This is a genomic window from Pseudomonas sp. MIACH, assembly GCF_001269925.1.
Classification (GTDB): Bacteria; Pseudomonadota; Gammaproteobacteria; order Pseudomonadales; family Pseudomonadaceae; genus Aquipseudomonas.
The window spans coordinates 175,990-194,475 of the sequence record NZ_LHVO01000052.1 but is presented as its reverse complement, the minus strand read 5'-3'; the positions used below and the strand labels follow the sequence as shown (position 1 = coordinate 194,475).

Below are 18,486 nucleotides of genomic sequence, written 5' to 3'. Positions count from 1 at the left end.
GCTTTAGGGCGCGCGCGATCAAAATAGACTCACCTATTCGGGTTTATCCCTCGTGCGCTATCGATCCGTTCAGCTACTCGATACGCTGCTTCCAGTTCTGAGCAGCCGAGGTCCTGCATCAGTGTCCAGCGCTCGGCCTTCTCTTCAGGTTCCGTCATCGCCAAGGCAAGATAAAGACTGGGTGGTACGGCCCGAAACAGCGTCTCAATTTTTTGAGATAGCACGACCCCTTCAGTGTATTTTCCCGGCTCCTTACCAGCGGAAAGCAGCAAGGCTTTCTGCGCCGGCGTGAGCTTTTTGAACCTTGCGATTTCCTCAATCTCCGCGGGCGGCATATTCAAGCAAATCCACCATTCGATCATGTTGAGCATGGTCTGCGCAGCCGTGGGAAAGTCCGCAAGGTTTTGCGTGGCTAGCCAGAACCAGGCGCCGAGCTTGCGCCACATCTTCGTGCCCTTAACCACGAAAGGCGCCAGCAGCGGATTCTTGGTAATGATATGCCCCTCGTCGGTGACCATGATGATCGGTCGGCCCAAGTACTGGTCGCGCTCGGCGAGGTTGTTTACGGTGTTCATCAGGCTGATGTAGCTAATAGACATCTGAGCCTCATAGCCTTCGCGAGCGTAAGTTGCGAGATCAACGATGGTCACATCGCTCTCCGGCCACGGAGTGCCTTCACGGTCGAAGAGCTCACCCTCGAAGCCCTGGCAAAAGAGATCGATGGACTCGCCCATTTCCTGTGCACGTTCGCGACGCTTTTCCGGTAAGCGCGAGTCCTTGGCGACGCGCAGTAAAGCGTTGCGCACATCGCGGGTCAGTACTTGACGGTTCGTTGCGACACAGGTTTGCGCCGCATCGAGAATACACTCACGAATCAAGCTACGATCAGCTCGACTCAGTCGCGCCTCTTCTTTGGCCTCGCCGCCGGTGATCATCAGGCGAGCGGTGATTTCCAACTCGCCGAGCACATCGCGCTGGTCCTCTCGACTGGCGACTGTTTCATCGTCCCACTCATCAATGGAAAGACTCGCCACTTGATCCGGTTGTTTGACCAGGCGCCAGGCATCGCCGAATGGGGCGAGACTGACCGGGGCACCAGGTTTCAATTGGACCTTGTTGATCGACAAGCCCTGGGTCGCGAAGTAGTCACCCTGCAGGCCGAACGAGTTGCCAGCCTCTACGATAAATAGGCGAGGGCGGTATATAGCCATGATCTGCATCAACAAGGTGACTAGGGTCGCTGACTTGCCGGCGCCGGTGGGGCCGAATAACAGCAGGTGGCCGTTCATTGCCCTGTCTAAACGTGACAACGGATCAAAGCTCAAAGGCGACCCACCACGATTAAACAGTGTAATACCCGGGTGGCCGGTGCCAATGCTGCGTCCCCAGACTGGAACGAGGTTTGCCAGGTGTTGGACGAACATCAGACGTGTGTACCAGTTACGTGTGTCGCGGGCTGGGTTGTAAGCCATCGGTAACCAACGCAGGTAGCTGTTGCAGGCCGCGACTTCATCGCCTTCGCGTACCGGCTGCAGGCCCGCACCCAGCAGCGCATTGGCTAGGCTGACCGAGCGCTGGCGCAGTTGCTGTTCATCGTAACCGCGCACGTAAAACGCCATCGTGCCGCGGTACAGCTTGTGCTGACGGCCGATGATCGCACGAGCCTCTTCAACATCCTGACGGGCTTGGGTCGAGGCAAGGTTTTCACCGATCGCTTTGCGGGCTAAACGGTTCAACTGATCCTCGAGTACATCCTGCGGTTTGACCACCAAGGTCAGGCTCATCACCGTGCCTTCGGGTAGCTGGTCGAAAAGGGCATTCACCGCGTCGCCCTTGCGGATTTCGCCAGTGAGTTGACCAATCAATGGCGCCCGGCGCAGCTTGTCCACGACCATTACCCGGTGGGGGTGATCATCAAAAAGCCAGAGTCCATGCTGCACGTTCGAACGCGGTTCGTTAAAGAACAACCGTTCGGCAAAGTCATGATCGAAAGGTAGTTCCAGCGACTCGCTCTCGTCAGACCCCGGATAGGCCACGCGGCGGTAAAAGTCTTCGGGCGATTCATCTGTGAGCTTGGGGGCTGGATTGAACCAGGGCAACAACCATGCATACAAACCTCGGCCATCGACTCGCGTCGATTGCACCCCGCACGCCTGCAACGAAACAGCGACACGTTCGCAAGTTTGTTGCAGCGATTGCACTGGGTTGAGTCCCGCCTCCTCACCGTCAGACTCAAGCCAGCGATAGATCACCAATCGCACCCGACGGTTGTTTCCTCGCCAGGGCAGGCGCGTGATTGCCTTATCTTCGAACAGGCCGCCAGGCTTGGAGATGGCTTTCAGATGTCGGCGAATAAGTTCCAGGTATGCTTCGGTGAAAACTGTGCCTCGGGCGCTGTCCTGAATATAATCTGTTAGCCAAGTCAGATAGGGGGTGAAGTCATTGTCGTCCTGGCAGAAAAACTGCGCCACCCAAGGCGCTTGATCCAGCTCATCAAAGCTATCCTGCAGGGCATCTTCGAGGGCATCGCGGGCTGCCATTAGCCAATCGGGTTCGCGCCCTTCGGTGCCGATGGGCAGTAGCTCGAAAACCGCACCCACAGAGCGATTGTCATCTAGTAGAAAACACTGCTCGGTTTCGAGGTATTCGACCCACGGCAGATGATCGGTGAAGCTGGGATTGTGCGCATAGAGCGCAGCTTCATCGGCCAGTGTGGCGCGGGCGCGCAATGGGTTGCGCCAGGCTTTCCATGCAGACGTGCAGTTGCCCGTATCGTCGCTACACATTACAGGTTTTCCTGACGTTCACCCGGCAGTGCGTACTGCACCCGTTGGTAGAATGGAAAGACGGTCGAGTACCCCGGCACTGGTGCCTGCTCGGTACCACTCAGATGCGGATACACGTACATCACCAAATCAGGATTGGGCAGGCGAGGGAACAGGTTGCGAATTTCATTCGCTGCTGTACGCGTATACGGTTCCTGGAGCGCAGCGTAGAGATCTGTTTGAGCCAACGGGCGACGCAACTGTTGCCGAGCATCCAACAGTTGCTGTTGAGTACCCTGTGAGCCGGCGCCGTTCCAGATGTCCAGCATGGTTTGCTCGCCATGCGGCAAAAGTGTGTCCTTGTCGGTGGAACACCCCGTCAGGACCCAGCAGAGCAAGCTAATCCAGATCAGATAGAGACGTAGGATCTTTTTCATGGCGAACGCTCCGGCCCTTGGGCTCGTAGTCGATGGTGATCTCATGGTCGAGGTGTAGGGCGACCTGTGCTGCAGGTGGTACATACACGGCAGCAAAGGCTTCGCCATACAGTTTGTTGACCCACTCGCGAATGTCGCTGACCCCACCACTGAGAATTGAGTTCAGTGTGCTATTGCCACTGCTGCTGGTGACCCCGAAGGCACTGCCGCCAGAGCTGATCACGCTGCTGTTGTTTTGCTCATTCCCGAGCAAGGCAGCGACACCCGCGCCGGCAGCAGTGATCAGGCTCTGGCTACCGAGGTACTGCTGGGCGTTCGAGCGGCGGTCGCCGGCGATGCAGGGAATGCCATACGGATCGGAGAGGTAACCGAGTCCACCGCGGATCTTGTCGGTGTTTGAGCTCTGGGTGGTGGAGACATTGCGGCTGGATACCGCTTTCGGCTGAGGCACCGTGCGGATGGTGCCATCGGTAAACACAAAAGTGATCGACTCGACCTGTCCGCGTACGCATGACAGGGTCCAGTCACCGGACGCCGTGCCGCTCATCACAGCCCCCGCGACGTCTGGCAGGTCGATGCCGTTGGCCGTCAGGTTTTCCGGACCGACCAGCACCTTGAAGGGATAGGGATCATTCACGGTGCCATCCACCGGGACTCGGCCAATCAGCGCGGTCATGGCGACCGAGCCCATCAATGTCGCATTTTCGGGAATGGTGTAGACCGGCTTCGCACCTTCGGTACGATCACCGGATCGCGTCAGGTCACGCTCACCCTTGGTGACCTCGCGTAACTGCTTTTGGCTGCGGTCGATGGCATTGTCCTTCAAGCCCTCGAGCGAGTTGAAGGCATTAGGCAGACTCGGTGCGGAAGAGGTCTTGGTTTTGCCTCGGGCTTCGGTGGAGGGAGCATCCGAGGGTTCAATCCACTGCAGCGCATCGTTGGCAGAATGCCGCCCTTCGAACTGGTCCCCATCGCCCGGTTCAAGCCCCAGTCCGATCGGCATATCCTTGCTTTTGCCGGTCAGCCCCGACAACTGTTCCTGCAATTGCGTCAGCAGACCGCGAGCCTGACGACTGTCTTGTTCCGCTTTGAGGCGTGCTTCATTGGCTTGTCGGCGGCCTTCGTCTACCTGCTGGGTCACACTGCCAAGTGCCGTCTGAATACGCGAGTCGACGCTGTTTTCCCGCTCACGTAGACGGTTGTTTTCCGTTTGCAGTGAATCATTGTGTTTCTTCAAACCGAGCATGTCGCTGCGCATGGCCTTCACTTGGCCTACCAAGGTGGCGACCGTGTCGCGTGGGGTATCGCCCGCAATGCCGAGCGACTTGGCTTGCTCGGCAGATAATTGAATATCGCCCTGATCAACTGGGTGCTCTGGAGAAGGCGTACTGCCTCCCGCGACCCAGCTTTTCATGATGATCAGCACTACGCCCAGCAGCGCAGCTGGTACTAGCCATTTGAGCAAGGCGTTAGCCTTCATCGTCAGCACCTCGCGCAACGGGCGGAAGCATCAGGGCGTGTTCGAGGCCGGCACCGCGCGTGATGAGGTAGGCAATAGTGGTGTCTTCCGCACTGCCGACCGGCCCGAGGAAAGCATGCTGGAAGGTCGCGGCGAACAGCGTGGCCTGAAGCCGACGTGGATCGAGTTGCACCGTCTCTGAACCACGATTGCGCAACTTCACCACCGTCACCCAGTAATCACCGAGTCGCCAGGCGGCGGTGGGCGTACTGGACACGTTTTCGCTCGGCAACAGGGTCGGCAGTTCGCTGCGCAGCTTGAGTGGGACGCGGCGGACGCCGGGTAGGGATTCTACGGTGCGCAGCGGCGCGTACAGGCTCTGTGCGGCATAGCGGGTCAACGCGACCGGGATCGGCGTACGTTCTTGAACAGGGGCGGTGCTCGATTCAGTCTCGGCAGCCTGCACCGGAGCATGCTTGAGAATACGCACCGGCTCCAGCGGTTGATCGCCAGGCGTGGCCGCGATATCCAGCAGGATGATCTCACCCGTCGCGACTGATTGCAGTTGCAGTCGGGTCGGGGCAATGGCTTCCGACGCGCGCAGGTACAGCGTGCCGCCGGTGGATTGCACGCGCAGCTTGCCCGTCAAGTTTGAGGGCACGCCGACGCGAACAGCCTCATCGACAAATACCACTCGCTCCTGATTGATCACCAGCGGGACCGCGAGGGGGAGGCGTTCCCAATGCATCAGCTCGACGGCCTTTGCCGCGACTCCCCACAGCGTTAGTGCGACGGTGAGTCCCAGGGTCGACATCCGCTTCATGGTTCACCTCCAGGCAGGAAGATTTTTTGCGGAGTGCCCTGGTAGCAGTCCAGAGCCAGCCCCCACTTGTTGCGCTCGGGATCCAGGTCAAAACGCACCACGTGCAATGGATAGCGCACCACCACCCGTTTTACCGGTTCGGCGGCGTAATACTCATCGGCGTTGAGGTCGAGCGTGACCAGCCAGCTGTCGCGGTCGAGTTGCTTGACCCTGAGTTCCGGATCTTCGCTGTAGCCACGGCCCAGAATTTCGTAGACGCCACGCACCCGCTGGCGCAACTCGCCGGCGGCCTTGCGGTACTCGTAGTCTCCGTCGAGGAAGGCCTTGCAGGCAGGTGTCAGGTAGGACTGCAAGCCATAGATGGCGCGGCGATAATCCTGCTCGCCATCCGAGGGCCAGCGGTTGAGTTGGCCAAAGATGTACAGGGCAAAGGCATACACATTCTCTGGGGGGACATCCCACCACTTGCGCGTGCTGCCCGCGCGCAGATCAGGGGGGACATGCACGGTCAGATCGGTCGGTGCTGAGCGCCAGCCATACCATAGCCCGGCGCTTAGTAGAGCGAGCATCACTATCGCCAGACGCAGGCTGAAGATATGTGCCTGTTGGGCATCGACCTTGTTTCGAAATCGACTCATGGCTGCCACCGGGACAGGGCGTGGCCAAGTCGACGCGAACGGCGAACTGTCCAGGCGCCGGAGTGGAGAATCAAACTTCCACGCCCCAGGCGCCAACGGCTGGCGAGTATCCATTCGAGCTTGCGGTACAACCAGGTCTCGGGACGAGCACGTTTGGCCCGACGCAGTAGCGTGCCCCCGACCAATAATACCACTGTCATGCCTGCGATCATGCTGGTGGGCGCCACGGCAATCGAGGCGGTGGCGATCGCCAGAGGAACGCCGACCAGGAGGCCAATGACGGCGCCTGTGCCTAGGGCTACCCACATTTCATCATTGGTTAAACCGCGCAATACGGCTGGATCACGATTGAGTCGCTCCGGCAGAAAGGCCACGGTGCCGTCGGCAAGGCGTTCGATAGTGTCGTTCATGTCGACCTCACAGAATCGAGGCAGCCTTGGTGAGAAACCAGATGATGATCACCACCAACAGGGCGCCGATACCGACTACCGCGCCGAGGTCTTTCCAGGTCTTGCGCTGGTTTTGGACGTCGGCAAATACGGTCAGGGAATGCCAAGCCACGCCGAGAAACGCGAGAAGGGCAATCAGCAGGCCTAGTAGAATGCCGGCGTCGTAGGCGTAGTTTTTGATCGTTTCGATCAATCCGGAACCTTCGCCTCGGGAAGGCGCCTCCATGGTCGGTAGCTCGGCAAAAGCTAGGCCTGGACCAAGGACCAGCATCAGACCTATCAAGCATTGGTTTGCACGATCACGCAGGTTGTTTTTGAGAGGGGCAAGGCACTTGAGCATGATGGCGATCTCCGATGTTAGGACAGGGTGAAGAACATCAAAATCAGCAAGGTGAGCAGTACGCGCGCAGCACTGCCGCCAAAGGCACCAAAGCGCACGCTTCCTGTCGCCCAGCCCCGGTAAGCGGTCCACATCACCCAGGCACACCACAGCAAAGCCAGGACGAGAACCAAGGACAGCCACAGTGTCGAGCTGCTCTGTGCCGAGAAGCCGGAAGCGTTTTGAAAGGCGGCGGTCTGGGCGTCAGTCATGCTCATGGCGAGGACTCTGCGGATGGTGTGTCGAGACGGTATTCTCCGACCAACTCAGTGGAGTCGCGAGGTTGAGCGCGGGAGGGGGAGAGATAGTCCTGCACACCCTGGCGGATGCGTTGGATGTCTTCAGTTAGGCGGGGATAGTCAAAGCGGTAACGTTCGAATGATTCAGTCGGGCTAGCTATCTTGGCTCGTGTCGCAAGATGCTCGATAGTATCGAGTTGCTGCAAAATCAGACTCAACTGATCCTGCTCATTAGCAGATGCGGCATAGCTGCCACTATTGAACGAGATCAGTACGAGTAGACAACAGATTCGGCATAGTACAGTCGGCATGTGGATAGCCCATTTGGTTATTGGGTCTAGCATCCAACTGACGGCTAGGGCTTAGCAGTAAAAAAAATGAAACACGCTGCGTCATTTTATTTCGATACAGGCGCTGACTACGTGGCGAGCTTGGATACCGCGTCGAGGGTTAGAAAACTTGGAGAGAAAGGGACGCAGTCGGACCACTGAGTGATCTAGATTTCTCATGAAAAGCGATTAAGCGCCGTTAACGTTTGATTCTGCTTAAAAAATTTTAGCAGGGCGCGGAGCGCGAACGAGATCAGTAACGTAGAGTGAGTGCATAGAGTGAATATCCAACAAGCAATTCGGCGGTATCGTCTTCGACAGGGCATGGGTTTATCCTTGATTTTCTTTGGTGCGCTATTTTATTTGGTTTCATCGTTGAAATCTTTGCACCATCAAGCGGCGAAACTTGCTGAGTCACCTCTTTTTGGCCATTTGGGTGGACTGATGCAAAATCTGGTAGCCGACATCTACCAAATCACATCGCCCTATATCGGTTTTGTATGGAACAACGCGCCCACCCTCAGTCAGGAAAACCCACTCAGCTATGGGAATTTGCTGTTTCTCGGTTTGCTGGGTGTGATGATTGTTGGAAAGCAATTGCTTCTTTCTGCTAGACAGCTCAATGGGCGTGTTCAGGTCCAGCTTGAGCGTCTTGAGGAAGCCCAGTGGCGCAGCTCGATGCAGAGTGGGGCCGTAACCCAAGTCAACGCAAACCACATCGGCCAAATCAATTTTTACCAGCAAGCAATGCCGCCATCTCCTTCCAGTGATTGGTGGCAGCGGCCGTGGGGTATTGTTGGTTTGTCTATAATCGGCGGTTATGTTGTAGCGGTGTTGGCTAAGCTGACCGGGATGGTTTAGCACTCCAGCAGTACGTTCTATCAAAGATATTTTTTGAACATTGCCGAGGTGATAGCGGTTGCTATGCCGAGCATCACCGCGCAAGGTAAAAAAATCGCCATCGGATTGAGCGAAAACGGTAGGGATAGGTAAATAATCCAGGGCACGCTCAGCAGTGGTAACACTGCTCGCTTAGCACGGTGATAAACAAAGCTGCTTTCTTGCCCAGCGCCAAATTTGCGCAGATCACGGCGCATTAACCCATCAACAAAGCCAGTGAGCATGCTCAGTAAGAACAGCGGCGTGGATAAGAGCAGAATGGTCAGACGCACTACAAAGGTAAAAGTAACGTACACAGCGGCCAGCACGAAATCTTCAATACTCACGTAGAGCTGATTGGTCCAGTGCCAGAACCCGTTTCCCTGGCTCGACACCCGGGCCTGACTAGCAAAGTCCGCAAATCCAGTTTTGACCAAAAGCCACTGGGTGAGGAGATCCAGTACCTGGACGATCATCTGCCCGGGTTGTTGGAGAATGAGTGAAGATTTGAAGTGGTCGCTAAGCCAGCCCAGTTCGTTGATCAGCATGCCTTGGCTGTGTCTCCAGCCTTGATCCTCCCAGAAGAAGATCACACCTGCCCACTCGATCAAGATCGAGAACAGCAATGAGGCAATTAACAAGCCGATAATCCGCAGAGCTAAGCCTATCGCCGAGATGATCAATCCCGGGCGCTGGGGCGGTTGTGGCGGCGTATTCCGGACGGAGGTCGCCATCGTTCACTCCATTGTGCTTTGCATTTGGTGTCGTCACAAAATCTTCTGAATAGCTTGCTACTGAATCGACTCCTGTGGTGGGGCCGGGCTAACCCACCTGATCCAAATCGAAGTTTGTAGTTGGGCCGCCACCGCTTGCACTCCACCATTGACCCGCCTGCTCGTTGTAAGCCGCCCGCATCATTTGAGTGAGCTCCTGAAGGTCCTTGGGCATAGCATCGTCGTTGGAGGGTTTTGGCAACGGCATGCGGACTTTCCAGAGCTGCCCACCGGCCTGGAAGGAGAACATTTGCCCCTTGGGCAAGCTGACGATGTGCGCTGGCTCGATCAACGGCATACTGGTGCTGCTGACACGGTCCTGTGAGGACGAGGTGAAGTCCGTGTTGGCCTCCGGATCGGAGGTGTCAGTCGCGCCCGAGACCAAGGTCTTGGTCAGCACATTAACCTTGGGCAACTGCTGGGTGAGCAGTTCCGCGGTCGCTGTTTCGCGCACCCGCAGCATCTGTAGGGTGTTGAAATTGCCGACCACCTGGCCGGCCTTGGCGCGGTTGCCTATACGTGCTTCGATATCGCTGAGGGTTTGGGTGTAGGCGGTTACCTGGATACCAGCACCGCCCCCCTTGTTGATCAGCGGAATGAACTCATCGCCCATCAACTCGTTGAACTCATCGGCATGCAGGTTGATTGGCAGTTTGTCACCAGCGTTGCCAGATTGAGGCAGCCCATGGTCAATGCCATGTTTGTAGATATGTCCCGCGACCGAGACCAAGTCGGCGAACATCGAATTGCCCACGGCGGCGGCCACTTCGGCATCAGTCAGCGCATCCAGGCCAACGTAGACGATGCCGCGTTTTCGGATGATCTGCATCCAGTCGAAGATCGGCCGCGGGTCATCCAGGTCGGTGTAGTTGGGAGCCAGTAACTGGGCGGTCTTGCCGGTGGTGAGTTTCTCCAGTAGCGGCAGCAGCGAGGCCACGATTTTGTCGAAGTAAGTGCGGTCGTAGCGTACCGCTGAACGCAGTCCGTCCATCACCGGATCAAATACACGCTTCACCGCCAGGTGTTGCTCGATGGCCACCACCCGCTTTTCGCGTCCTATCATATGCCGGGGAATGTTCTTCTCGGTGAGCTTGCCTTCGAGCTGGACGATCACCTCCCAGGCTTTCGGGTCGGTCTTGGCGAAAAACTGCTGGGCGTATTCGATGAACAGCGCATCGATGTTGACCACATGCCGCTGAATCTGCAGATAGTCCGGGCGTCGGCCCAACTCGATCAGCGCCCGTGCGATGATGTTGACGAAACGCCAGGCGAATTCACGGAAGGCCGCGGAGTTACCTTCTCCACTGAGCTGCCCAGCAATGCGAGATGCCACCTCAGAAATACGTCCGAAACGTCCCACCGCGTTGTAGCGGGCGGAGATTTCTGGCCAGCCCAGATGGAAGACATAAAACTCTTTCTCCCGACCGGCGCGTTTGGCTTCGACGTACATGCGCTTGAGCAAGTCGGCATCGCCCTTCGGATCGAAGACAATCACTACCTCATGTTCAACGCGATGAATGTCCTGCGTGATGTACACCTCGGCGAGTCGCGTCTTGCCGACGCGGGTCGTGCCTAGCACCAGGGTGTGACCGACCCGTTCGCCCAGTGGCAGACTGACTTCCGTTTCATCGGGCTCGACCCCATGCAGCAGTGGCGAGCCTCCTACCGGTGGTAAAGGGCGCAACGGATTGAAGGCACTGTCCCAGGCAGTGACACGGGCCAATATCGAGAGCGGAAACGGTGCATGCTCAAGGGACCGTTCGAGACCACGGGCCATGCGATAGCGTGTCGGTTGGTCGACATAATGGGCGACCGCTGGGTCCTGAGCCTCGACCAGGCGCTGGGTATGTATGCGGGTCCAGCGAAATCCGCGCCCCATGAACAGACGCTTACAACTGACCGGAATCTGCCGACTGGTCAGCTCGTAGCGGGATAGCCGACGGATATTGCGCCGATAGCGCAACACCTCCCAGGCTTGTCGCAGGCGTATCAGGCCGAATAGGGTATAGGCCAGCGCCGCAACCAGCCCGATTTCGGGTGACAGGGCCACAGCCCAGGGCGAGTACACGCACAACACCGCGGCGGCGATGCAGATCGCTACTGTGTACAACTCCACCGCCGGCCGGAGCTTGGACTCCATCGCATGTTCGGCCATGACCTGGACTCATTGTTCCAATGAGGTGGCGGTGATCAAGACGGGGTAGTGCTCGATCTTCAAGCGGGTGGCGATGTCGTTACCGTTGACCGGCAGGATGGTGATGCCTGGGGCGGCTGCTCGAATCCGGATCAAAGCTTCGGCATCGGTTACTTCAACCGCTAGACCAGCCGCGCCCATTTCCTGCAATTCAGTCGCGCGTTGACGCAACCAAGCCAGTGAGTGGGTATCCTCACCCACCAGGAAAAATGGCCGTAATCCCGGCATGTTTAAGGCGCGAGACTTGATTTGGCCGGGGCTCAAGTGGGAGCTGTGAACGGGTAATATCCAGGTTTCATCGGCAAACGTGGACAAGTCCGCATGCATGGCGCGACCAGGTTGGATATTGTTGTTTATGGGCGGCCTGGTAACTTGAAGATGGGGATGGGTGAGGCCGCCAAACTGGTCTTCTGCAACGGATTGTTTCGACTGGGCGAAAGCAGCCAAGAGCAGGAAGAAGTAATAGGCAATAGGAATTCGTTTCATGGTGGTGTGCCTTGTTCAGCGGAAGCCTGTAGCCGTGCGAGGTGCCGAGAGAATCCATCGCGGTAGCGCGCGGCGGGTAAACCTCCCGCAGGGCGGTGATAACGCCCTGCGGCTGAAACCCAGTCACCGGTGACGGCGTGATGCTCTTGCAGCAGGGCGGCAGTCACAGCTAGATTGCGGTAGGGTTCGAGAGCTTCGCAGGGACTGGAAAAACGTTGTCGGTGATAACCCAGGTTGGTTTGCCCAAGTCCGGCGTCGACCCGTTTAGCGTCATATTGTGTGAGCGCCTGGAGCAAGGCGTGACATGCGGCCTGGCGAGTGGCGAAACGGTAGGGTGTTCCGGCGATATTCAGGGTCCAAGGCCACGGCAGCAGTCGACCACGGACGCGAATACCGCTCTCCTGTAAGGCAATCGCGAACAACACCGTAGAAGGGATGTTGGCGTCATGCGCCGCCAGTTGATAAGCCGGAGGCGGAAGTTCGTTAGCCCGAACCGTGTGCACCGTCAGCAGGAGCGCAATAGCAATCAATCGAGACGTTGCCATTGTCCATTCACCTGTTGAAATGTGGCGGGCAATGGCCCCGGAGCCCCCAGGCTGAACCATCGACCACGGTCATGGTTCAGGGTAATCTGCCGGCGTTGAACCTTGGCCGGATCAATGTCCGCTTGCCGAGCCCAACTGCGGACGCGTTCATCCTCGCCTTGGCTGCCCACCAGGTAGATATCGAACGCCGTGTCACTGTTCTGCAAACGTTGTGCTTCAGTGGTGCATGCAGTGCAGTGGTCCTCTACAAACAGGGCTGTGCGCGGGGCGACTGATGAGCTGGTAGGGGAAGAAGATGCCATGCCCTGGATCGGTAGCTGCCCAGGAAACAGCTTGATCCAGGCCGCGGTGTAAGCGTTTTGGTAGGCCAATTCACGCTCGGCGCGTTTGGCTTCCAGTGCTACCTGTAATTCGGCATAGCGCTGGCGTTCTTGGTCGGTCTGGGCCTCAACCCCGAGGGCGGTCAACGGATCGAGGTTCGGGCTCCAGAAACCGCGTGGGCCGGCTTGGATCTGTTCGAAGTGTGTCCACTCCTGCTCCGTGAGCCCCCAGCTTGCGGCCTGTTCAGAGTGCGAGCGTCCCAGCGGAGTGGATTGTGTGTCCTGGATCTGTGACCGTGTCGTGGCAGGGGTGCCCATCGCAGTGCCTATGGCCAGTAGTGACGCGAGACAAACGAAGGGGAGTAGTGGCACTCTGTTCATGATCGCTTCTCAAGGGAGTTGCACGGTCTGATCTGGCTGAGCGGCCACCGAGAATATGGCTGAGTGCGGCTCAAGCACTTTCAGGTGCCAGGCTCCGAACTGCTCGCCGGCATGCAGCAGCCGAACATCTATGAGAGAGCTACTGTCATGAGGTGCGACTGCCAAAAAGCGCTCACCCCCGCGGGACTCGACACCCAACACTGAGAACGGTGGCGATAGCGGGACGGATTTTGGGCGAGCCGTCTTTTTCGGCTTGTTCGCGGAAGAGGTTGGCGGTGGGAGGGTTGGCTGAGTCTTGAGCTCCAGTAGCTGCTGTTCGACGTGCTCAAAGCGTCCGCTTAGAGCTGTCAGGTCTTTCACGGTGGCGCGGTCTGCCAGACCGTCGCGCATCTCCTGTATCTCTTGCGCCCACTGATCCAGCATCGGATCGAGGGTATTGGCCTGTTGTTCACCGGTATCGACCATCTGCTTCAAGTCTTTCAGCGCGTACTGCAGTTTCTCCTGTGCGTCCTTGAGCGCGCTTAAATCACGTTGCAAGTTGTCCAAAGTTTGTAAGCGCTGGGTGTTCGTACTCTGTAGCTCGGCCATGCGCTGATACTGGTTAAACAAACCGCCGCTCAGCCCGGCGACTGCCATGCAAAGTAAGCCAACAATTATGGTTTGAAACGTCGAAGCTTTCATGGACGTGCCTCCGCCTGGTGGGACGATTCTGGTGTAGCCCGCACGATGCCGACATCAGCTTTCTGCTGTTCGAAGCAGACCGAACGGCTGACCTCATCGGTCGTGAGTTGCCAGGCGGAGCCAGCCAGTACCTGTAGTGCGCTGCGTAACGGAATCGGACCGAGCTGAAAATGGGCAGCAGGCAGAGGCCGAGTGAAAAGTGTCTTTACTGGCTCGGTGGCAGGGCAGAGCGAATAACCCGAGCGCTGCAGCACGTAGTGCATCGCCTCCTGTACCGAGGGATTAAGGTTGGACTGTATGTTCACATCAATGATTTGAGCGAGAAGATCACGTTGCTCCGTAGTGGGCTCTGTGCTCACCAGCGTATAGCGACCATAACGAATCTCCGCCGGATGGCTTGCTACGGCCGGGCTCCTTGATAATTGGGTCAAATTGGAGCCAATGTCGATCTTTGGATTAGTTGGCAATGTGGTGGGGATTTGCGCGCTGCAGGCACTCAAAAAAACCAGCAGGCAGACAGGCGTAAAAAAACGCTCCATGAAAAAAACCTCATGTCAGATTCAGTGCAGAACCTGACATGAGGTGAAGGAGCGATTCAGTGAGAAATCCGATTTATGGCAGGTCGTGTTAACGCTAAATACTTTGCTATGCATCATAGATAGCTAGTCCATCCAAGACAGCAGCGTCGGGATCGAAGATCAACAATCGCACATCCGCCAATGCCGCCAAATACAGTACGTTGACCAAGGCTGCCGGCGTACCGGCATCGAGTTGTTCTTGCCTCAGCGATGAGTAAGAACAGCCCTCGATTTTTACCAGGTTATCGTCTGTCCAGGGCGTGCCGATCAGCTTACACCCGACGCCATTGCAGTCCGTCAGGACAAAGGGTTCGAACAGCAGTCCGGTTGGGCTAGAGTCGAAATAGCCCGCCCGGTGTTCCAAGTAGCGCAATGCTTCTTCAGTGAGGTGTGCGGTACTGATCTCCCAAGCTCGGCTGTAGTGTCCAGTCTCGAAACTCAAGCGATGGACCACGGACTTGGCTTCTTTCAAGGAGTCAAAGTCCGCGACGTGGCACTGCTCGTTGAACACTTCGCCTATTACGGCATAGACCACCTGGTGCACCAGTCCGTTGGACGGGCAGCAACCATCCAATTCATTCAAAATGGATTGGCCTTCGCTGATCAAGGCGAAATCATCATTGAAGATGCAGGGGACCAGTTGCAACGTATCGTCGGGCAGATGCGCCTGGGAGTTGTGCATAGGCCGAAAGCAGGGAGGACAACCGTCCTCGTAGGCGATCATTAACAGCCGTTCGATATAAAGTTTGTCGTAGCCGCGAGTAAATGGATTTGAGGCGATCAGCAGGGCGGGGGCTTGGTGTGTGGGGTTCATGACCGTGCTCCAGAATGAAAATGAATAAGGCGCCCGTAGGCGCCTGTGAGGGTTAAAGCCAGCCGTATTCGGCAAGGGAGAGCGGGCGACCTTCACCCACGATGAAGTGATCCAGTACGCACACGTCGATCAAGGCCAAGGCCTCTTTCAACCGAGCGGTCAAGACGCGATCCGCCTGGCTGGGTTCCGTACACCCTGAGGGGTGGTTGTGAACAAAAATGGCGGCCGCAGCGTTATGCGCGAGGGAACGCTTAACGACTTGGCGGGGGTAAACGCTGGCGCCATCAATGCTGCCGTGAAAGAGGATTTCGAACGCCAGCACCCGGTGCTGGGCATCAAAAAAAACCACACCAAAGACTTCATGTTCTTGGTGCGCAAGACGCAATTTTAGGTAAGCCGCTACGGTGTCAGGCGACGTCAGGATAGGCCCGCGGGCGAAAAGCCGACGATCCAGAATATGCAGCGCTTCGTCGATCAGCTGGTTTTCTTGGACAATGCGATCAGTCTCGAAATCCGAGGTCTCAATCAGTGTGAGTTGGGGGCTCATGGCGCTACCTCCGAAGGGAATAATCAGGGGGTACACGCCCAAGGGGAGTGGTATCCCCAGAGTGGGTGTGGAGTTGCAGGCGTTTGCAGGTGATGTAGAGTTTACAGCCGAGTGTATCGGTGGCGTTGACCGTGTAGAGGTGAACCACAACCGTCGCAAGGCAATGGAGAAAAGGCTCTTATGCCCCAGCCGGTTTCGGGATCGAAGTCGGCACTGATGGGCAATAAGCGAACCAGCCTACGGTGTATCGCGGCGATGCGTTGTTCGATCTCATCCGGCGAGTAATACAGCGATAACGTGCTGTAGTCCTCGTAAGCCGCACCGAACAGGCAGTCGTCGCAAAGCCAGAAGGATTCCATATTGGTTCTCCTGTGCTAGTTGAAGAAAAGGCGCTCGATTGAGCGCCTTGATGTAAAACATCATGGATTGTTCAGGCGGACTGAACAGCACGTGTGGCGACACGGCGGGCCGTGCGGGGAGTGGTTGGAGATTCAGGTTCAATCCTGGCCCCTGTAGGGTTGTCGGTATCCTCCGCTTCGGCATCAGCCGACGTTGGAGAGGGTTCATTGATCTGCGCTGGCTCAGCAGGTGCTGTTGCTTCCTGCCTGGCGGGCGCTTTGTATTCGAACTTGCCATTGACCTTGATCCAGTCGATGAACAGCAAACGACCTTTCAAGCTGGCGCCAGGTTGGCCTTGTTTATCGCCTTTCTCATAGAGAAATGGGTCGATCCACAGGTCACCAATACGGAACGACAGCAAGACCTTTTTCTCGGCCTTGACGGCGTCCATATAGAGACGAATCAAACGGTCAGCTTCGCCACCAGCGACTTTGCAATCAAAGCGGGTGTACTCCACCGCATCGGAGGCACCATGCAAGGCTGCTATATCGCAGGCCATGAATGGCTGACCGCGGCGGACCTGTACTTCACGAACACGGTTGAGGTAGCCGATACCGACGGTGTGCAGGTTGAAGTAAGAAGTCGCTTCTTGGGATTGGTTGGCGTAGGCCATGGTGATTCTCCTGTTTCAAGGGAAAACGGCGACGCACAGCCCCTGACGGGAAAGTGAGCCCCCGTCAGGTTGGGTAAGATGAAGTCAAGCAATGAACGACTCGTCACCGGCAAGCCGATGACCATCCGAGCGATGCTTCTGGGGGAATAGCTGTGCAGCAGAGGAGCGTCTGCGGTGGTAATCCGCAGGCATGGAGTAGTCGGCATTCATCACCGCTTAAGCGGCAACCGCGCGAGCTTCCGAACGCTGATCGCACTTGGGTAAACCACCACGAACGTGGCGTAGCCTTGAAGGTTTTGGCTACCTGGGCTGGGCTGTCAACGACAGCAAACCACGCCCCTTGTATAAGCCAGTCACAGGGGAGCGTCAAGACGCCACAACCCGATTTTTTAAGGCCGGAATACGGTGGTAGTCACTGGAATTAAGAAAATGAAAAAAAGAAGAGTGGGCCTAGCGGTGTGCCAGGCGAGGAAGAGAAAAACCACCTTTGACGGTCCAACGCAGTCGACAAGCTCCTCGCAAAACTTGGTTGAACTGCGCAATGATTCGCCAACCGACCCTTGTCGTGGCCTGGGTCGGAATATGCTGGCACGCATCCGCGCACAAAGGGTGCCCTGTGTCTCCCCGGTGGGCTCCGGGACTGAATACGATCGCCGAAGCGGATGACCGCTATTGCCGGGTAGAGGCAACAGTGGTCATCCGCCACCACAATCAGGTCGAGCAAAAAAACGGGAATTAAATTCCGCAGAAGAGGAGGCTCCGAACTCGAAGAGTTTGACCGAACTGCCCGGAGCTAATCGGTCTTGGGTCGCCGTTGGCGGTTATCCGAAGCTACTACAGCAGATACGTCAATACGACGTCAAGCCTTCAGGCCCCCTTCATAAGACGCTACGTTGAACACGATGAAAGAGGTTACTTACTGCCGAGATGTGCGGCCAATTGTTCGACGGTTGCCAAGATAAAGGCACGGTCGCTTTCTTTCAGTCCACTCAGCAGACCCGCGATCATCTGACCCTGGTCATTGGGGCGATTACTCGATGCCGTCAGGAGTTCGTCCATCCGGCAATCGAAAATATCAGCCAGTTGCATCAGCTTGACCACTGAAAGCTCCACTACACCCCGCTCCAGGCGCGAGATGGCTTCGCTACCGATCCCTAAACGTTCAGCCACCTCTTCCTGGGTCAGATTACGCTCGCTGCGGTGCTTCGCGATCATGCGCCCGATTTGGGCTTGGGTTGGATGTTTATGTGCCAAGTGATGAGTTCTCCAGTTCAACCCGAATGGTTGAGCAAAGACCCGTTGACATGAACATCCTTAAGGGTTGAGTATCGACTCAGTGGGTTGTTATAGTGACTGAAACAGCTGTATATCGCGACGTGGTTTCTGTCCCTCCAGGGATCAGAGTCCAGAGTGGTTATTAAGAACGACGGTCTGACAGGACCAAGTTGAGGGATGGTTGAGCATGGAAGATGAGAGCAAGGACGACATGGATCTGATTTGGGATCAAACACTGGAGCTGTTCATCAAGATTCATGACTGCCCGGATAACCCCGAATACTTCGAACGCCTTGTTCATTGGCTCAACGAAGATCCTGCCCACCTAAAAGCCTTCAACGAACTGGGGCAGATATGGATTTCGACAGGCATCGCTTTGGCCCGTGAAGTCGGACAACCTTTGATCGACTTGGAGCGGGATCAGGCGCCGCTGATGATGCACTGAGCTGTGCACCACCCTAACTTCATGTTGATCTCAATCGA

At 56.8% G+C, this 18,486-nt stretch carries 23 protein-coding genes; 2 read left to right on the top strand and 21 right to left on the bottom strand.

Annotation, left to right across the window (positions count from 1 at the left end; genetic code table 11):
- Positions 1 to 29: 29 nt before the first annotated feature.
- The 9 genes from AD670_RS20380 to AD670_RS31075 are packed head-to-tail and all read right to left on the bottom strand — an operon-like array spanning position 30 to position 7,500.
- Positions 30 to 2,786, bottom strand: coding sequence for a conjugative transfer ATPase (locus tag AD670_RS20380; RefSeq protein WP_053136462.1), 2,757 nt, complete (start codon positions 2,784 to 2,786; stop codon positions 30 to 32).
- The gene (locus AD670_RS20375) at positions 2,786 to 3,202 is read right to left on the bottom strand and encodes a TIGR03751 family conjugal transfer lipoprotein (protein ID WP_053136457.1); all 417 of its coding nucleotides are present in this window, start codon (positions 3,200 to 3,202) and stop codon (positions 2,786 to 2,788) included. The genes AD670_RS20380 and AD670_RS20375 overlap by 1 nt, the downstream gene beginning before the upstream one ends.
- Positions 3,165 to 4,682: a TIGR03752 family integrating conjugative element protein gene (locus AD670_RS20370; protein WP_053136454.1), complete on the bottom strand. Its 1,518-nt coding sequence runs from the start codon at positions 4,680 to 4,682 to the stop codon at positions 3,165 to 3,167. The genes AD670_RS20375 and AD670_RS20370 overlap by 38 nt, the downstream gene beginning before the upstream one ends.
- Positions 4,672 to 5,484 carry a TIGR03749 family integrating conjugative element protein gene (locus AD670_RS20365; RefSeq protein ID WP_053136451.1) on the bottom strand — a complete coding sequence of 271 codons (813 nt, stop codon included), beginning with the start codon at positions 5,482 to 5,484 and terminating at the stop codon, positions 4,672 to 4,674. Before AD670_RS20365 ends, AD670_RS20370 begins: the two co-directional genes overlap by 11 nt.
- On the bottom strand, positions 5,481 to 6,122 hold the full coding sequence (locus tag AD670_RS20360; protein ID WP_053136448.1) for a PFL_4703 family integrating conjugative element protein: 642 nt from the start codon (positions 6,120 to 6,122) through the stop codon (positions 5,481 to 5,483). The genes AD670_RS20365 and AD670_RS20360 overlap by 4 nt, the downstream gene beginning before the upstream one ends.
- The gene (locus AD670_RS20355) at positions 6,119 to 6,532 is read right to left on the bottom strand and encodes a TIGR03750 family conjugal transfer protein (RefSeq protein WP_053136445.1); all 414 of its coding nucleotides are present in this window, start codon (positions 6,530 to 6,532) and stop codon (positions 6,119 to 6,121) included. Before AD670_RS20355 ends, AD670_RS20360 begins: the two co-directional genes overlap by 4 nt.
- A 7-nt stretch (positions 6,533 to 6,539) precedes the next feature.
- A complete protein-coding gene (locus AD670_RS20350; protein ID WP_053136441.1) occupies positions 6,540 to 6,911 on the bottom strand; it encodes a TIGR03745 family integrating conjugative element membrane protein in 372 nt (123 codons plus the stop codon).
- Between the two features lie 17 nt (positions 6,912 to 6,928).
- Entirely contained in the window at positions 6,929 to 7,168 is a 240-nt protein-coding gene (locus AD670_RS20345; RefSeq protein WP_053136439.1) for a TIGR03758 family integrating conjugative element protein, read from the bottom strand.
- The gene (locus AD670_RS31075) at positions 7,165 to 7,500 is read right to left on the bottom strand and encodes an RAQPRD family integrative conjugative element protein (protein ID WP_082341014.1); all 336 of its coding nucleotides are present in this window, start codon (positions 7,498 to 7,500) and stop codon (positions 7,165 to 7,167) included. The genes AD670_RS20345 and AD670_RS31075 overlap by 4 nt, the downstream gene beginning before the upstream one ends.
- A 297-nt stretch (positions 7,501 to 7,797) precedes the next feature.
- On the opposite strand from AD670_RS31075, the gene AD670_RS31070 reads away from it, so the two are divergent.
- Positions 7,798 to 8,379, top strand: a complete 582-nt coding sequence (locus AD670_RS31070; protein ID WP_169794366.1) for a hypothetical protein — start codon at positions 7,798 to 7,800, stop codon at positions 8,377 to 8,379.
- A 20-nt stretch (positions 8,380 to 8,399) separates the two neighbouring features.
- On the opposite strand, the gene AD670_RS20335 is transcribed toward AD670_RS31070, so the two are convergent.
- From AD670_RS20335 to AD670_RS20285, 12 genes are all read right to left on the bottom strand, one after another.
- On the bottom strand, positions 8,400 to 9,131 hold the full coding sequence (locus AD670_RS20335; RefSeq protein WP_053136433.1) for a TIGR03747 family integrating conjugative element membrane protein: 732 nt from the start codon (positions 9,129 to 9,131) through the stop codon (positions 8,400 to 8,402).
- Between the two features lie 88 nt (positions 9,132 to 9,219).
- Positions 9,220 to 11,325, bottom strand: a complete 2,106-nt coding sequence (traD, locus tag AD670_RS20330) for a type IV conjugative transfer system coupling protein TraD (protein WP_053136430.1) — start codon at positions 11,323 to 11,325, stop codon at positions 9,220 to 9,222.
- Between the two features lie 9 nt (positions 11,326 to 11,334).
- Positions 11,335 to 11,850 carry an integrating conjugative element protein gene (locus tag AD670_RS20325; protein ID WP_053136427.1) on the bottom strand — a complete coding sequence of 172 codons (516 nt, stop codon included), beginning with the start codon at positions 11,848 to 11,850 and terminating at the stop codon, positions 11,335 to 11,337.
- A complete protein-coding gene (locus AD670_RS31065) occupies positions 11,847 to 12,395 on the bottom strand; it encodes a lytic transglycosylase (protein ID WP_082341012.1) in 549 nt (182 codons plus the stop codon). Before AD670_RS31065 ends, AD670_RS20325 begins: the two co-directional genes overlap by 4 nt.
- A complete protein-coding gene (locus tag AD670_RS20320) occupies positions 12,377 to 13,096 on the bottom strand; it encodes a TIGR03759 family integrating conjugative element protein (protein WP_053136424.1) in 720 nt (239 codons plus the stop codon). The genes AD670_RS31065 and AD670_RS20320 overlap by 19 nt, the downstream gene beginning before the upstream one ends.
- Positions 13,097 to 13,105: 9 nt before the next feature.
- Positions 13,106 to 13,777: a chemotaxis protein gene (locus AD670_RS20315; RefSeq protein WP_053136422.1), complete on the bottom strand. Its 672-nt coding sequence runs from the start codon at positions 13,775 to 13,777 to the stop codon at positions 13,106 to 13,108.
- Complete coding sequence (locus AD670_RS20310) at positions 13,774 to 14,316, bottom strand: PilL N-terminal domain-containing protein (protein ID WP_053136419.1); 543 nt, start codon at positions 14,314 to 14,316, stop codon at positions 13,774 to 13,776. The genes AD670_RS20315 and AD670_RS20310 overlap by 4 nt, the downstream gene beginning before the upstream one ends.
- A gap of 106 nt (positions 14,317 to 14,422) precedes the next feature.
- A complete protein-coding gene (locus AD670_RS20305) occupies positions 14,423 to 15,169 on the bottom strand; it encodes a hypothetical protein (protein ID WP_053136416.1) in 747 nt (248 codons plus the stop codon).
- A 52-nt stretch (positions 15,170 to 15,221) separates the two neighbouring features.
- A complete protein-coding gene (gene radC, locus AD670_RS20300) occupies positions 15,222 to 15,716 on the bottom strand; it encodes a DNA repair protein RadC (protein WP_053136415.1) in 495 nt (164 codons plus the stop codon).
- A gap of 101 nt (positions 15,717 to 15,817) precedes the next feature.
- Complete coding sequence (locus AD670_RS20295; protein ID WP_053136411.1) at positions 15,818 to 16,075, bottom strand: hypothetical protein; 258 nt, start codon at positions 16,073 to 16,075, stop codon at positions 15,818 to 15,820.
- Positions 16,076 to 16,146: 71 nt separating this feature from the next.
- Positions 16,147 to 16,728: an STY4534 family ICE replication protein gene (locus tag AD670_RS20290; protein WP_053136409.1), complete on the bottom strand. Its 582-nt coding sequence runs from the start codon at positions 16,726 to 16,728 to the stop codon at positions 16,147 to 16,149.
- A 912-nt stretch (positions 16,729 to 17,640) separates the two neighbouring features.
- Positions 17,641 to 17,982 carry a helix-turn-helix domain-containing protein gene (locus AD670_RS20285; protein ID WP_003235829.1) on the bottom strand — a complete coding sequence of 114 codons (342 nt, stop codon included), beginning with the start codon at positions 17,980 to 17,982 and terminating at the stop codon, positions 17,641 to 17,643.
- A 208-nt stretch (positions 17,983 to 18,190) separates the two neighbouring features.
- Between AD670_RS20285 and AD670_RS20280 the strand changes: the two genes are divergently transcribed.
- The gene (locus tag AD670_RS20280; protein WP_046035427.1) at positions 18,191 to 18,448 is read left to right on the top strand and encodes a hypothetical protein; all 258 of its coding nucleotides are present in this window, start codon (positions 18,191 to 18,193) and stop codon (positions 18,446 to 18,448) included.
- Positions 18,449 to 18,486: the final 38 nt, after the last annotated feature.